Here is a 13362-nt window from a genome sequence, read left to right on the forward strand (position 1 = left end):
CGGTGCGCGGAAGCCGTCATTCGTCGGCTTCCTTCGCGGCCTTCGGATAGACGCGCACCAGCACGATGCGCGGCCCGTTCATCTTCTTCACGACGACGTCGAAGCGGTCGAACGACACGCGCTGCCCTTCGGTCGGCAGATCGCTCAGCGCCTGGATCACCAGGCCGCCGACCGATTCCGCACGCCCTTCGTCGATGTCGATGCCGAGCGCCTGCTCGAGCGACACGACGGGCAGGCTGCCCTTGCCCATCAGCGTGCCGTCGTCGAGGCGGCTCCAGTCGGCGTCGCCCTGGCGGAACTCGTCGTGAATCTGGCCGACCAGCGCGCCGAGCAGGTTGTCGAGCGTCAGAAAGCCGATCGGCTTCGCGCCCTTGTTGCCGACCAGCGCGAAGTGCGGCGCACCCTTGCGGAAGCGGCGGAACAGCTCCAGCGCCGGCGTATCGGGCTTCACGTACTGCACCGGACGCACGTAGTCCGACAAGTCCTCGAGCGCCGCGCCGGCGTGACGCGCGAGCAGCAGGTCCTTCAGGTGGATCAGCCCGCTCACCTGCTCGCGCGACGCATTCTCGAACAGCGGATAGCGGCTGAAGCGGTGCCGCGCGACGATCTCCATGTTGTCGGGCAGCGGCAGGTCGCGCCGCAGGCCGATCATTTCATGAGCGGGCCGCATCAGGTCCGACACCGTCATCGACGAAAAGTCGAGCGAATGCGCGAGCGTGTTCCACTCGTCGTTGGTGTACGTGCCGCGTGCCGGCTGCGCCGCGTTGCCGGCCGCGCTGCGGCGGCTGCGCAGGATCAGCTTCAGCTCGTCGGTCGAGTAGTGCGCGTCGCCGCCGTGGTCGGCCGACAGCCCCGCGAGCCGCAGCACCGCGTTGGCGCTGCTGTTGAGCACCCAGATCGCCGGATACATCGCCCAGTAGAACGCATAGAGCGGCAGCGCGACCCACAGGCCGACCTTCTCCGACTGGCGGATCGCCATCGATTTCGGTGCCAGTTCGCCGACCACGATGTGCAGGAACGAGATCAGCGAGAACGCGAACACGAGCGAGACCAGGTGCACGATGCGTTCGGACTGCACGCCGATCAGGTCGAGCAGCGGGCCGATCAGTTGTGCGAACGCCGGCTCGCCGACCCAGCCGAGGCCGAGCGAGGCGAGCGTGATGCCGAGCTGACACGCGGAAAGATACGCGTCCAGCCGGCCGTGGACGAGGGCGAGGATGCGACCGCGCAGGCCGTGCTTGCGGGCGAGTGTTTTGACGCGCGTGGCGCGCAGTTTGACGAGGCCGAATTCGGCTGCGACGAAAAACCCGTTCAGGGCCACCAGGAACAACGCGCCGATGAGCGCGAAGATCTGTAACAAAGAATCGCTCCAGTCATGACAGGCTCATCAGTATAGAGCCGGAAAGGAAAATGTAATGTGTCGGGCGGCCGATTGCTTACACCGGCGCCTCGCAGGGGATGGCGAGCGTGAGGGTGACGGTCGCGCGGTCGGCGAACGGGTCGTGCGTGAACGTGCCGCCGTGCGCGAGCGCGACGCGCTGACACAGCGCGAGCGTCCATGCGACCCGCTTCGCGTCGCGCGTGCGCAGCATCTCGCGGCGCGCGAACGATTCGAATACGTGCGGCAGCGCCGGATCGGCGAGCGCATCGGCATCGACGCCGCAGGTGACGCGTGCGACACACTGCGCGCCGTCGCGCGTGCAGGCGAACGCCACGCGCGAGCCGGCGGCGCTGGCCTCGACGGCGCTCGTCAGCATGGTCCACAGTGCCTGTGCAACGCGCTGGCGATCGGCCGACAGCGCCGGCTCGCCGTCGGGCAGCGTCGCATCGATGCCCACTTGCCGCGCGTCGGCGAGCGCGAAGCGCGCCAGCGCGAGCGTGTCGTCGAGCAGCGGGCGCAGCGCGAACGGCTGCGGCGCGATCGTGAGCGTGCGGGTTCCCGCGCGCGGCGCGTCGAGCACGTCGTCGATCAGCGCGACTTGCTGGTCGATCCCCGCGCGGATGCCGGCAAGCGCGCGCTGCTGGTTCGGGTCGCTGCCGGCGAGCTGGCGCTCGAGCACGTACGCCCAGCTGTGCATGGCGTTCAGCGGGCTGCGCAGGTCGTGCGATGCGGTGGAAAGCGCCTGGTCGCGCAGGAACAGCGCCGCCTGGGCGGCATAGTGCGCTGCGCGTTCGCGCAGCAGGTCGGCGGCGGGATCGACGGAAAGGGGCGTCACGGAGCAGGCCTGTCGGAAGCGGTTGGCATGATGAACCTACGAACCGCCATTATAGGGACAGCGGCGCGCATCACGCCGGCAGCGCGTCCTCGTCCTTCTTCCGTGCGTCGCCGTTCGGCAGCAACTGGCAGGCGAGCAGGCCGGCCAGCATCAGCGCACAGCCGACCAGCGCACGCAGCGTCAGCGTCTCGCCGAGCGCGGCCCAGCCCGCGACGGCCGCGAACACGCCCTCCATGCTGAAGATCACGGCCGCGTGCGCGGGCGCCGCGTCGCGCTGCGCGACGACCTGCAGCGTATAGCCGACGCCCACCGACAGCAGCCCGCCGTACAGCAGCGTCGGCAGTGCGTCGTGCAGCATCGCGACGCTGACCGGCTCGACGACGAGGCCGACCGCGAGGCACAGCACGCCGCACGCGACGAACTGCAGGAACGCGAGCACGAGCGGGTCGTGACGCCGCGCGAAATGGCCGACGGCCATCACGTGCGCGGCGATGATGACGGCACCCACGAGCTGGAACCAGTCGCCGTAGAGCACCGAGAAATGTTCGTCGATGCTGAGGAAATACAGGCCGATCGCCGCGAGCAGCGCGCCGAACCAGGTGCCGGCGCCGATCCGGTGACGGACGAACACGCCCATCAGCGGCACGATCACGACGTACAGCGAGCTGATGAAGCCCGCGTTCGCCACGCGCGTGTATTGCAGGCCGAACTGCTGCAGCGAGATCGCCACGGCGAGCAGCCCGCCGAGCCAGAGGCCCGGCAGCAGCAGCGCCGGCGCGCGGCGAATCGCCGCGAACTGCGCGCGCGACGCGGTGTTGAACGTCAGCAGCGGAATCAGCACCAGCGCGCCGAGCAGGAAGCGCAGCCCCGTAAACAGGAACGGGCCGATCACGTCGAGGCTCAGTCGCTGCGCGACGAAAGCCGAACCCCAGATCGCGGCGGCGACGAGCATCAGCAGGTTGGCGCGGAAGTGCTTGCGGGATTCGGGCTTCATTGGAATTCTTCAGGGGATTGCGGGCGGCGAACCGTCTAGTTTACGCCGAGATTGCAAGGCTGTCGGAAAACCTTCGGAGCGCGGCTGCCGCCCGGGCGTCGCGTACCCGCGAATACAGCACGACCTGCGAATGCGGTAGCGGCGGTAAGCCGAATTTCGCGCCGACGTCGACCAGCATGCGCGGTGCGACGCGCCGGGCCAGCGGACAGACCGCGAGCCCGGCGGCGGCGGCGGCCGTGACCGCCGCGATGCCGCCGCCCGTGAAACGCTCGCGCCACGGCCGCCCCGCGTGGTCGAGCGCGCGCAGCGCGGCGGCACGCACGCCGCACGGGCCGGCCAGCACCGCGAGCGGCAGCGGCTCGCCGGCGCGCGGCGCCCAGTCGGGCGCGGCGAGCCATGCGAGCGGCTCGGTAAACAGCAGCGTGCCGTCGTCGCGCGGCGGATCCTCGCCGGGTTCGTGCCGGACGATCACCGCATCGAGCCGCCGCTCGTCGTATTGCACGAGCAGGTTCGACGACGTTCCCAGATGCATTTCGAGCGACAGCCCCGGATCCTGCCGGTGCAGGCTGGTCAGTACGGCCGGCAGGTCCGGCACCGCGACGTGTTCGCTGACACCGAGCGACAGGCGATGCGTGCCGGTGGAAATCGTGCCGAGCGCGTGATCGTGCGCGTCGAGCAGCGCGCGCGCGGCCGGCAGGAAGTTCTCGCCGTCGGCCGCGAGCTTGACGACGCGCGGCGTACGCGCGAGCAGCGGCTTGCCGAGGTGGGTTTCCAGCCGCTTCAGTTTCAGGCTGACGGCCGACTGCGTCGTGCCGAGCGCGTCGGCGGCGCGCGTGAAGCTGGCGAGATCGGCCACCAGCACGAACGCGCGAACCGCATCGAGGTCGAGGACTTTCATTTCGAATGTAAATGAATGAAATATTGATCGATGACTGTTCATTATAGTTAAGCGCGCCTAACCTGATGTGGCGTTCTCGTTTTTTCAACGTCACCGAAAGGAGCAGCACCATGCCATTCACCCGTATCGCAGTGCGCGAAGGCAAACCGGCCGCCTATCGCGCGGCGCTCGTCGACGGCGTGCATCGCGCGCTGATGCACACGTTCAACGTGCCCGAGGACGACATCTTCATGGTCGTGACCGAGCATTCGGCCGAGAACTTCGTATTCGGCCGCCATTACCTCGATATCGAACGCAGCGACGATCTCGTGATGATCCAGATCACCGCGAACAACACGCGCACGCTCGAGCAGAAACAGGCGCTGTACCGGACGATCGCGGAAAACCTCGCGCGGCAGCCCGGCGTGCGGCAGCAGGACGTCTTCATCAGCCTCGTCGAGGTGCTGAAGGAGGACTGGTCGTTCGGCAACGGCATCGCGCAATACGTCGTTTGATGCATGACAGGGCGACAGGGGCCGGATCGTCGCCCGCGCGTTTTCGCGCCGTGTACTATGGAAGCTGCTTCACGGACGACGCCGGCACCGGGCATGCGCCGGCGATTCTTCATGTGCAGGAGTCTCCATGTCGCGTGTGCTGGAAATCGTGTTGTGCCTGTCGTTGGAAGGTTGGCCGGTCAAGGCGGGAAGCCGGGCCCGAGGCGCGCAGCGCGACTTCGGTGCCGAACTCGTCCGCGCGTGGCGGATCTGCCCGCAGGTGCGCATGCGCCGCGGCCAGGAGCGCGTGACGATCGAGCCGTGCCAGATCGAGGAGGCCGAGCCGAACCCCGGCGAGCGCTGGTGGACGTGGGTCGAGTCGAATGCGCAGGGGCGCCGGGTCGTCGCGTCCCGCACGAAGGCATTCGCGCCGGGTGTCGCGGAGCGCGAGCTGTTCGACGCCGAGCATGCGGGTATCGTCGTCGCGATGCCGGAGCCGGCGGCGCAGGCAGACACCGGATCGGCAGACGCAACGGACGAGCGCGATCGCGCGAGCACCGGTGCGGTGGACGAAGCGGCGTTCGCCGCGTCGTCCGGGCCGCCGCCGTTGCAGCTCGTGAGCGAGCGGCGGCGCGGGCGATGGGCGGACGACAGCGGCGTGGTGGTCGAGATGACGCTCGACGACATCGCGCTGCATGGCGGCACCGAGCCGCCGCGCCGTCACGTCGAGCTGCGTCTCGCGGCGCCCGATTGGGAAACGCCGCCCGCGCGCGCAGCCGCATTGCATGCGCTGTTCGCCGCCGCGCGCGAGCTGAGCGGCGCGTGGCCCGCGTTCGTGCAACTGACCAGCGTCATCGATCGCGCGTGCGCGGGCGAGTCCGCCGTCGCCGAGCCGGTCAAGGCGCAACTCGTCGACCTGACCGGTATCCGCACGCAGCGCGCCGCGCTGTTCGCGCTGTCCGGCGACATCGTCGCGCAATGGCTCGGCAACGAAGGCGGCGTACTCGATCGCGACGATCCCGAATTCGTGCACCAGATGCGCGTCGCGCTGCGCCGGTTGCGCACGCTGATGCGCTTCTTTCCGCGCTTCGCGGACGAGCAATGGCAGGACACGTTCGGCGTCGACCTGCGCTGGCTCGCCGCGCTGCTCGGCACGGTGCGCGACTGGGACGTATTCTCGACCGAGAGCCTGCCCGCGCTGATCGCGGCCGACGGCGGCAGCGCCGACTGGAACGGCACGCTCGACGCCGCACGTGCGCAGGCGGCGGCCGCGCGCGTCGAATTGCGGCAGGCCCTGCATTCCGCGCGCTATGCGCGACTGACGCTGGGCTGGCTCGAATGGCTGAGCACGCTCGCGCTGCCGTCCGCGGAAGGCGACGATACCCCGTCGCTGCGGCGTCACGCGACCAAGCGGGTGCGCCGGCTGTTCGGCCATTTGTATGCCTCGCCGTCGCTCACGTCGCTCGACACGGCCGCGCGGCACCAGGTGCGGATCGATGCGAAGCGGCTGCGCTACGCGCTCGAATTCTTCGCGTCGCTGGCGTCGCGCCGCACGCGCAACGAGACGGTCAAGACGCTCGCGCGCGTGCAGAGCGTGCTGGGCGAGGCGAACGACACGATGGTCGCGCTGCACCATCTCGAACAACTGGCGGCGCCCGCGTACCAGCTCGGTTTCGTGCGCGGCTACGGGGCCGCACTCGAGCAACGCGCGGCGCGCGACGCCGAGACGCTGCTCGCGAGCCTGCGTCCGCCGCGGCTCGACGGGAAGTCGGGTTGAGCGGTGCGCGCTCACTATAATGACTCCCCGTTTTCTTCGACCAGACCGATGACCGACGCGTTGCCTCCTTCCTCTGCTGCCGAACCGCTCGAACTGGGCGGCGAACTATGGTTGCGCGCGGGCGAGCAGACGCTCGGCGGCGCCACCCGCATCGCGCTGCTCGCGGCGGTCGGCGACACCGGTTCGATCACGCGCGCGGCAAAGGCCGTCGGCCTCAGCTACAAGGCCGCCTGGGATGCGATCGATACGATGAACAATCTTGCCGGCGAACCGCTCGTGATGCGTTCGACGGGCGGCAAGGGCGGCGGCGGCACGACGCTGACGCCGCGCGCGACGTCGCTGATCGCCGCGTTCCGCACGATCGAGCGCGAGCATCGCCGCTTCATCGAGGCGGCCGGCGCGGCGGTGGCCGGTTTCGACGTCGACTGGGCGCTGATCGGCCGGATCGGGATGAAGACGAGCGCGCGCAACCAGTTGTTCGGCAAGGTCGAAGCGATCGTGCGCGGCACGATCAACGACGAAGTGACGCTCGTGCTGCCCGGCGGGCAGGCGATCGTCGCGGTGCTCACGCATGAAAGCGCCGACGGGCTCGGCTTGCAGCCCGGCGCGGATGCGTGCGCGCTCGTGAAGGCGTCGTGGGTCGTGCTGGCCGTCGACGACGACGGCGAAGCAGGGGCCGAAGCGTTGAAAGTGTCCGCGCGCAACCAGTTGCGCGGTATGGTCGACGCCGTTGCGGCAGGTGCGGTGAACAGCGAGGTGACGCTTGCGCTCGATGGCGGCGGGACGCTCACGGCCGTCGTCACGAACGACAGCGTCGATGCGTTGCGGCTCGACGCGGGCCGGCGCGCGATCGCGTTGTTCAAGGCATCGAGCGTGATTCTGGCGGTGACGGGCTGACCATACGCGGCGGCGGGCGCGGGCCTTTGCCGTAGCCGCGTCCGTCCGGACGGACGCGAAACCGGCGCAGCCCAGGGGGTGAGGCGCCGGCTTCGATCCCGGTTGCAACTTATGCCGCCAGTACGGCTTCTCTCAGGCGCCAACGTGGCTGCCAGGGCCACTGCCTTCGCGCGCTCAGGTGACGCGCGTCGGCCACTCGGCGTGCGGCGTCGCCGCCTGCACGCGTCCTTCGCTCAATTGCACGACCTGGTCGCCGAACGCGGCGACGTCGTCGGGGTCGTGCGAGATGAGTACCATCGGGATGTCGAGCCGCGCCTGCAGTTCCGCGAGCTCGTGACGCATGCGCTGGCGCATCGCGCCGTCGAGCGCCGAGAACGGCTCGTCGAGCAGCAGGATGCGCGGTTGCGCGACCAGTGCGCGCGCAAGCGCGACGCGCTGCTTCTGTCCGCCCGACAACTGCGACGGAAACTGCCCGGCGAGCTTGTCGAGTTCGAACGCGTGCAGCCAGTACGCGACTTCGGGCGGCACCGTTTTCGCGCGCGGATTGCGCAGGCCCGGCGTGAGTCCGAATGCGATGTTCTGGCGCACGTTCAGGTGCGGAAACAGCGCGTAGTCCTGGAACAGGTAGGCGACGCGGCGCGCGCGTGTCGGCACGTCGATGCCGCGTGCGGCATCGAACAGCGGTTCGCCGTTCAGCGTGACCGTGCCTTCGTCGGGCGACAGCAGGCCGGCGATCGCCTGCAGCGTCATGCTCTTGCCCGCGCCGGACGGCCCGAACAGCACGACGCGCTGCGTGGTGGCGGTAAACGACACGTCGAGCGTGAAGCGGCGCTCGGCGTTCGCGTAGGTCTTGCGGATATCGACGGAGACGCTCATGCGGGCCTCCGTCGTGCCGCGCCGCGCGTGGCGGAAAGGTGGATCGTCATGCGGCGCGCGGCCGAACGACGCGGATGTGACGCGCGCGTCATGTCAGTTGGCTCCGGCCGGCCCGCGACGGCACGAGCCAGCCGGTCGCAAGCAACACGAGCACGCAGGTGATCGACGTCACGAGCACGAGGAAGTTGGCGGTGTTGTCGTCGCCGGCCTGCACGGCGGCATAGATCGCGACCGACAGCGTCTGCGTGCGGCCGGGCAGGTTGCCGGCGATCATCAGCGTCGCGCCGAATTCGCCGAGCGCGCGCGCGAACGCGAGCAGCGCACCGGCGAGGATGCCGCGCGTGGCGAGCGGCAGCGTCACGCGGAAGAACACCGCGGCTTCGCCGAGCCCGAGCGTGCGCGCCGCGCGCTCGAGATGCGGATCGACGTTCTCGAACGCGGTGCGCGCCGACTTCAGGATCAGCGGGAACGCGACGACCATCGATGCGACCACCGCGCCCTGCCACGTGAAGACGAGCTCGATGCCGAGCCTGTCGAGCCATGCGCCGAATACGCCACGCCGGCCGAGCAGCACGAGCAGGTAGTAGCCGAGCACCGTCGGCGGCAGCACGAGCGGCAGCGTCAGCAGCGAATCGACGACGTCGCGCATCGGCGAGCGCCAGCGTGCGAGCACGAAGGCGGCCGCGACGCCGAGCACGATGTCGAGCGCGGTCGCCCAGCCGGCGACCTTCAGCGACAGCAGCAGCGGTACCCAGGCGTCCTGCATCACGCTACGCTCACTTGCCCGCGGGCTTGAAACCGAACGTCGACAGCACGGCCTGGCCCTGCGGCGACGCGACGAAGTCGATGAACGACTGCGCCTGCGCGGCATGGCGGCTGTCCTTGACCACCGCGATCGGATAGGTGATGGCCGTTTGCGTCGGCACGGTCAGTGCGATCTTCACACGGCCCGGCATGATCGCCGCGTCGGTGCCGAACACGAAGCCCGCGTCGACTTCGCCGCGCGCGACGTAATCGAGGCTCTGGCGCACGTTCGCGGCCAGCACGCCCTTCGCGCTGATGGCGTCCCACACGCCCGCCGCGCGCAGCGCGCCTTCGGTGTAGCGGCCGACCGGCACCGACGCCGGGTCGCCGTACGCGACACGCTTCACGCCCGGCGCCGTCAGGTCGTTCAGCGACGTCGGCGCGGCCGCGTGGCTGTCGGCCGGCACGATCAGCACGAGCGAGTTCGCGGCGAAATCGCGGCGCGTGCCGGGCACGATGACGTTTTCGCTGACCGCGCGATCCATCGCCTTCTGGTCGGCGGACGCGAACACGTCGGCCGGTGCGCCCTTGGCGATCTGCTGCATCAGCACGTCCGACGCGCCGAAGTTGAACAGCACCTTGGTGTCCGGATGCTGCTTCTGGTAAGCGTCGCCGACGGCCTTGAACGCGTTCGTCAGGCTTGCGGCTGCCGAGACGACCAGTTCGTCGGCAGCGGAAGCCGGTGCGCTGAACGCGATCCCGGCGGCAAGCGTGGCGATCGGCAGAAAGCGGAGCAGGGTGCGGCGAAGCGGGCGAACGGTTGAGCGCATGGTCTGATCGTTTGAATGGTGGAAAACCGTAATCGTAATATAGGGCGGGTTATAACGCTCGACATACCGTTCATGTGACGGCGCACATGAAATCGTCAGACTTGAGATCGGGCGGGAATGACGCTCGCGCGGCCCGTCACGCGTGCAGCAATGCCGCCGCCGATTCGCTGCGCTGCAGCGACGACGGCTGCGACGCCGGCCGGTAGTTCGGATTGGCTTTCCAGCGCGCGCGGACGAACGGGCGCTCGTGGCCCGACAACTCCAGCGCGACCTTGGTGACCCAGCGATGCGACGGAACCGTGATGCCGTGCAGCGCAACCGTGACGAGCGCGAGGCTCGCGACCACGGCCGGCACCGACCAGCGGTGCGGCACGGCGCGCCATGAACCGGCGATGAATACGAGCGCGGCGATCGCGCCGACGATGCAGCCGGTGATCGATTCGGACGGCGAATGGGCATCCAGCGCGACGCGCGACACGCCGACCGCGATGCCGGCCGCGAGGCCGAGCGCGATGCCGGCGATGCGGACCGGCGCGCGCGTGCGGATCAGCGCGAGGAAGATCGCGACGGGATACACCGACGTCGACAGCATCGCGTGGCCGCTGAAGCCCGTGAAGTCCCACGAGCGGATGCCGATGCCCCAGCCGAGGAACGCGATCTTGGTGAGCGCGACGACCGCGATCGCGGCCGCGAGCACCCCCAGCCACGCGACCGAACGCTGCCACGAGTAGCCGAGCGCCAGCCAGACCGCGATCGTGACCGCGAGCGGCAACGTCAGGCCGGCGCCGCCGAATGCGGTGATCATGATCCACAGGTGAGAGGACAGGTCGAACATCGGGAAGGGAGCAGGCAGAGGCGGGACGAATGCTTAAATCAACGCGCGAGCCGGAAAGAACGACTACAACGGATACAAGCGGCCAAACCCGAGTATAGCGCCGCGTGTGCTCGGGGCCCGTTTTTCGCGGCGCGGGGAACTATCCGCGTGCAGGAAAAATCCCAGAAACAGTGTTATGGTGCATTGCACAAACGCGAACGATGCACCCTGTGTGGTGTCCCCATTTTTCCTGACTGCGAGCCCGATCGATGACCAAAAGTCTGACGAAGGTGTGGCTGGGCGGCGTGAAACGCATGCTGTCTCCGGCTGCCAAACGTGCGGCGCGCGATGCCCAGCGGATCACGCGCGATACGCTTGAGGCCGCGGCGTCGTCCGCTGCCGCTGATCTGTCCCCGCCGCGCGAGTCGCGCGTGCGGCCTCGCGCGGCGGCGTGGGCGGCCGGCGAATGGACGCGTGGCGAGCATCCGATGGCGCCGGCGCTCGGCCGCCTGGTCCAGCAACTTGCATATGGCCTCTACGTGCCGCCAGGGCGTCGGCGCGGCGCGATGCCGCTCGTCGTGATGCTGCACGGCTGCCAGCAATCGGCCGACGAGTTCGCGCAGGGCACCCGGATGAACCTGCTGGCCGACAAGCACGGTTTCGCGGTGCTGTATCCCGAGCAATCGCTGCGCGCGCACGCGCACGGCTGCTGGCACTGGTACGAAGACACCGACCGCGCGGGCCGCGGCGAAGCGGACGCGGTCGCGTCGCTCGTCGACGCGCTCGTCGACGAGCGCGGTTTCGACGCGTCGCGCGTGTACGTCGCGGGCCTGTCGGCCGGCGCGGGCCTCGCGTCGCTGCTCGCGCTGCACCATCCCGACCGCTTCGCGGCGGTCGCGCTGCATTCGGGCCCGGCGCTCGGCGAGGCGAATTCCGGGATCAGCGCGATGGACGTGATGCGGCGCGGTCTGCGGCTGAACCCGGCTGCGGCCGTCGATGCGCTGGTCGACCCCGGTTCGCATCCGGGCATGCCAGCGCTGATCGTGCAGGGCGACGGCGACCATGTCGTCGCGCCGAAGAACGCCGATCAGTTGACCGTGCAGTTCATGCGCCTGAACGGGCTCGCGGACAGCCGCGGCGCGCTGCGCGGCGGCGACCGCGCGGAGACGCGCGACGCGGGCGCGCAGATCACCGACGTGCGCCGCGACGGCGAACCGGTCGTGCGGCTGTGTCACGTGAAAGGGCTCGATCATGCGTGGGCGGGCGGCGACGAAGCCGTGCCGTTTCACGCGGCCGTCGGCCCCGATGCGAGCGCCATGATCTGGTCCTTTTTCGAACAGAATCGCCGAACTGTGGCGACCGAACGACGCACCGTCTGATCGATGCTAGCCAAGGTTTAGGGTTTTCCCTATAATTCGGGAAAACCCTAGTCAAAGAACCTTTGGATTGCGAGATCGAACATGTACCTGCTGAGCCACCTCTTCCTGATGCTGACCAAGAACGCCGAGAAGGCCTCGAAAGAGCGCGCCGAAGCGTACCTGTCCGAAGCGACCGACATCTACGATCTCGAATTCCGTATGCGCAAGATCGATCGCGAAGCGGCGATGGGCCGTCCGTTCTCGTTCGGCTCGCGTTAAGCAGCGCAGCACGGGCCGGCTCGTCAGTCGGCCCCGAGAATCACGCAAAAGGGCGTGTGCGGCACAAGCCGCACACGCCCTTTTGCATTTGGCGCCGTGCGTCGCGTCAGACGACCGTCAGGCGTACCGGCACGTTGTTGCGCGTGGCGTTCGAGTACGGGCACACTTGGTGTGCCTTGTCGACCAGCGCCTGCGCGTCGGCCTTGTCGAGACCGGGCAGCGACACGCGCAGCTCGATGTCCAGCCCGAAGCCGCCTGCATCGTTCGGGCCGATGCCCACTTCTGCCGTGACCTGCGTGTCGGCCGGCAGCGCCTGCTTGTTCTGGCCGGCGACGAATTTCATCGCGCTCAGGAAACAGGCCGAGTAGCCTGCGGCAAAGAGCTGCTCCGGATTCGTGCCTTCGGCGCCCGTGCCGCCGAGCTCGCGCGGCGCGGCCAGCTTCACTTCCAGCTTGTTGTCGGCGGATACCGCGCGGCCGTCGCGGCCGCCCGTGCTCGTGGCGCTCGTCTTGTACAGAATGTTCATCGTGCAGCTCCTGTCGAAGGAAAGGGAGGAAAGCGGTCCGGTCGGACGGGGTGTCGCCGGCCACGAATAAAATATAGAACACAAATGATTTGTGTGCAAATGAAATTTTAAAGAAAAGGCCCGACAGTGCCGGGCCCGTTGGCGGCGCGGTGCGTCAGCTTTCGTTGGCGTCCGACAGCGCGCTGCGCAGTTGCTGGAGATCCGCGCGCAGCCGCACCAGAAATTCGGGTGTTTGCTGCATCGCGCAAAAGAGATCGGCGGGTACCGAGCGCGCCTTGTCCTTCAGCGCGCGTCCTTCCGCCGTCACGCGCACGTTCACGACGCGCTCGTCGGTCGCGCTGCGCACGCGCTCGACATAGCCGAGCGCCTCGAGCCGTTTCAGCAGCGGCGTGACGGTGGCCGGGTCGAGGTCGAGCCGGCCCGCGATGTCCTTCACCGCGATGTCGTCGCGTTCCCACAGCACGAGCATCGCCAGATATTGGGGGTAGGTCAGCGACAGCTTGTCGAGCAACGGCTTGTACGCCTTCGTCATCGCATGCGACGTGGCATACAGCGCGAAGCAGAGTTGCTCGTCGAGCGTCTGGGGTAATGGGGGCAGACGGTCCATGATTCGGGCGGCGCGGCGGACGCGCTAACGATTTGCACACAAATTATTTTGCGCGCAAATGATTCGGTTGAAC

The 13362-nt window shown here is 68.6% G+C and carries 15 protein-coding genes; 5 read left to right on the plus strand and 10 right to left on the minus strand.

Annotated features, from left to right (window positions below; genetic code table 11):
* Window positions 1-16 precede the first annotated feature (16 nt).
* The 4 genes from DCN14_RS04495 to DCN14_RS04510 form a co-directional block, all read right to left on the minus strand.
* Window positions 17-1360 (minus strand): hemolysin family protein, encoded by a 1344-nt coding sequence (locus tag DCN14_RS04495; protein ID WP_096505481.1) that lies wholly within the window; start codon window positions 1358-1360, stop codon window positions 17-19.
* A 76-nt stretch (window positions 1361-1436) separates the two neighbouring features.
* Window positions 1437-2216, minus strand: coding sequence for a HAMP domain-containing sensor histidine kinase (locus tag DCN14_RS04500; RefSeq protein WP_096505479.1), 780 nt, complete (start codon window positions 2214-2216; stop codon window positions 1437-1439).
* Window positions 2217-2286: 70 nt separating this feature from the next.
* On the minus strand, window positions 2287-3210 hold the full coding sequence (locus tag DCN14_RS04505) for a DMT family transporter (RefSeq protein WP_096505477.1): 924 nt from the start codon (window positions 3208-3210) through the stop codon (window positions 2287-2289).
* Window positions 3211-3250: 40 nt separating this feature from the next.
* Entirely contained in the window at window positions 3251-4108 is an 858-nt protein-coding gene (locus DCN14_RS04510; protein ID WP_115531364.1) for a LysR substrate-binding domain-containing protein, read from the minus strand.
* A 110-nt stretch (window positions 4109-4218) separates the two neighbouring features.
* On the opposite strand from DCN14_RS04510, the gene DCN14_RS04515 reads away from it, so the two are divergent.
* The 3 genes from DCN14_RS04515 to DCN14_RS04525 all read left to right on the plus strand — a co-directional run bounded on the left by DCN14_RS04515 (window position 4219) and on the right by DCN14_RS04525 (window position 7255).
* Window positions 4219-4602 carry a tautomerase family protein gene (locus DCN14_RS04515; RefSeq protein WP_057924044.1) on the plus strand — a complete coding sequence of 128 codons (384 nt, stop codon included), beginning with the start codon at window positions 4219-4221 and terminating at the stop codon, window positions 4600-4602.
* A 127-nt stretch (window positions 4603-4729) separates the two neighbouring features.
* Window positions 4730-6358 carry a CHAD domain-containing protein gene (locus tag DCN14_RS04520; RefSeq protein WP_096504123.1) on the plus strand — a complete coding sequence of 543 codons (1629 nt, stop codon included), beginning with the start codon at window positions 4730-4732 and terminating at the stop codon, window positions 6356-6358.
* A gap of 48 nt (window positions 6359-6406) precedes the next feature.
* Entirely contained in the window at window positions 6407-7255 is an 849-nt protein-coding gene (locus DCN14_RS04525) for a TOBE domain-containing protein (RefSeq protein ID WP_096504121.1), read from the plus strand.
* 174 nt (window positions 7256-7429) lie between these two features.
* Here the strand turns inward: DCN14_RS04525 and DCN14_RS04530 are convergent, their stop codons facing one another.
* The 4 genes from DCN14_RS04530 to DCN14_RS04545 all read right to left on the minus strand — a co-directional run bounded on the left by DCN14_RS04530 (window position 7430) and on the right by DCN14_RS04545 (window position 10540).
* Entirely contained in the window at window positions 7430-8131 is a 702-nt protein-coding gene (locus DCN14_RS04530) for an ATP-binding cassette domain-containing protein (protein WP_096504119.1), read from the minus strand.
* A gap of 88 nt (window positions 8132-8219) precedes the next feature.
* Window positions 8220-8897 carry a molybdate ABC transporter permease subunit gene (gene modB, locus DCN14_RS04535; RefSeq protein WP_096504117.1) on the minus strand — a complete coding sequence of 226 codons (678 nt, stop codon included), beginning with the start codon at window positions 8895-8897 and terminating at the stop codon, window positions 8220-8222.
* A 10-nt stretch (window positions 8898-8907) separates the two neighbouring features.
* Window positions 8908-9705, minus strand: a complete 798-nt coding sequence (gene modA / locus DCN14_RS04540; RefSeq protein WP_096504115.1) for a molybdate ABC transporter substrate-binding protein — start codon at window positions 9703-9705, stop codon at window positions 8908-8910.
* Window positions 9706-9841: 136 nt separating this feature from the next.
* Window positions 9842-10540: a phosphatase PAP2 family protein gene (locus DCN14_RS04545; RefSeq protein ID WP_096504113.1), complete on the minus strand. Its 699-nt coding sequence runs from the start codon at window positions 10538-10540 to the stop codon at window positions 9842-9844.
* Window positions 10541-10788: 248 nt separating this feature from the next.
* On the opposite strand from DCN14_RS04545, the gene DCN14_RS04550 reads away from it, so the two are divergent.
* On the plus strand, window positions 10789-11898 hold the full coding sequence (locus tag DCN14_RS04550; protein WP_096504111.1) for a PHB depolymerase family esterase: 1110 nt from the start codon (window positions 10789-10791) through the stop codon (window positions 11896-11898).
* Window positions 11899-11979: 81 nt separating this feature from the next.
* Window positions 11980-12156 carry a DUF3563 family protein gene (locus DCN14_RS04555; RefSeq protein ID WP_096504109.1) on the plus strand — a complete coding sequence of 59 codons (177 nt, stop codon included), beginning with the start codon at window positions 11980-11982 and terminating at the stop codon, window positions 12154-12156.
* 106 nt (window positions 12157-12262) lie between these two features.
* On the opposite strand, the gene DCN14_RS04560 is transcribed toward DCN14_RS04555, so the two are convergent.
* A complete protein-coding gene (locus DCN14_RS04560) occupies window positions 12263-12682 on the minus strand; it encodes an organic hydroperoxide resistance protein (protein WP_096504107.1) in 420 nt (139 codons plus the stop codon).
* Between the two features lie 154 nt (window positions 12683-12836).
* On the minus strand, window positions 12837-13289 hold the full coding sequence (locus tag DCN14_RS04565) for a MarR family transcriptional regulator (protein ID WP_096504105.1): 453 nt from the start codon (window positions 13287-13289) through the stop codon (window positions 12837-12839).
* Window positions 13290-13362 lie beyond the last annotated feature (73 nt).

Source organism: Burkholderia sp. IDO3 (assembly GCF_003366075.1).
GTDB classification, from domain to species: domain Bacteria; phylum Pseudomonadota; class Gammaproteobacteria; order Burkholderiales; family Burkholderiaceae; genus Burkholderia; species Burkholderia anthina.

Excerpts from the sequence above, each read along its gene's own strand:
- DCN14_RS04505 (WP_096505477.1), bottom strand. The coding sequence starts at position 3,210 with ATGAAGCCCGAATCCCGCAAGCACTTCCGCGCCAACCTGCTGATGCTC.
- DCN14_RS04510 (WP_115531364.1), bottom strand. The coding sequence starts at position 4,108 with ATGAAAGTCCTCGACCTCGATGCGGTTCGCGCGTTCGTGCTGGTGGCC.
- DCN14_RS04515 (WP_057924044.1), top strand. The coding sequence starts at position 4,219 with ATGCCATTCACCCGTATCGCAGTGCGCGAAGGCAAACCGGCCGCCTAT.
- DCN14_RS04520 (WP_096504123.1), top strand. The coding sequence starts at position 4,730 with ATGTCGCGTGTGCTGGAAATCGTGTTGTGCCTGTCGTTGGAAGGTTGG.
- DCN14_RS04525 (WP_096504121.1), top strand. The coding sequence starts at position 6,407 with ATGACCGACGCGTTGCCTCCTTCCTCTGCTGCCGAACCGCTCGAACTG.
- DCN14_RS04530 (WP_096504119.1), bottom strand. The coding sequence starts at position 8,131 with ATGAGCGTCTCCGTCGATATCCGCAAGACCTACGCGAACGCCGAGCGC.
- modB (WP_096504117.1), bottom strand. The coding sequence starts at position 8,897 with ATGCAGGACGCCTGGGTACCGCTGCTGCTGTCGCTGAAGGTCGCCGGC.
- modA (WP_096504115.1), bottom strand. The coding sequence starts at position 9,705 with ATGCGCTCAACCGTTCGCCCGCTTCGCCGCACCCTGCTCCGCTTTCTG.
- DCN14_RS04545 (WP_096504113.1), bottom strand. The coding sequence starts at position 10,540 with ATGTTCGACCTGTCCTCTCACCTGTGGATCATGATCACCGCATTCGGC.
- DCN14_RS04550 (WP_096504111.1), top strand. The coding sequence starts at position 10,789 with ATGACCAAAAGTCTGACGAAGGTGTGGCTGGGCGGCGTGAAACGCATG.
- DCN14_RS04555 (WP_096504109.1), top strand. The coding sequence starts at position 11,980 with ATGTACCTGCTGAGCCACCTCTTCCTGATGCTGACCAAGAACGCCGAG.
- DCN14_RS04560 (WP_096504107.1), bottom strand. The coding sequence starts at position 12,682 with ATGAACATTCTGTACAAGACGAGCGCCACGAGCACGGGCGGCCGCGAC.
- DCN14_RS04565 (WP_096504105.1), bottom strand. The coding sequence starts at position 13,289 with ATGGACCGTCTGCCCCCATTACCCCAGACGCTCGACGAGCAACTCTGC.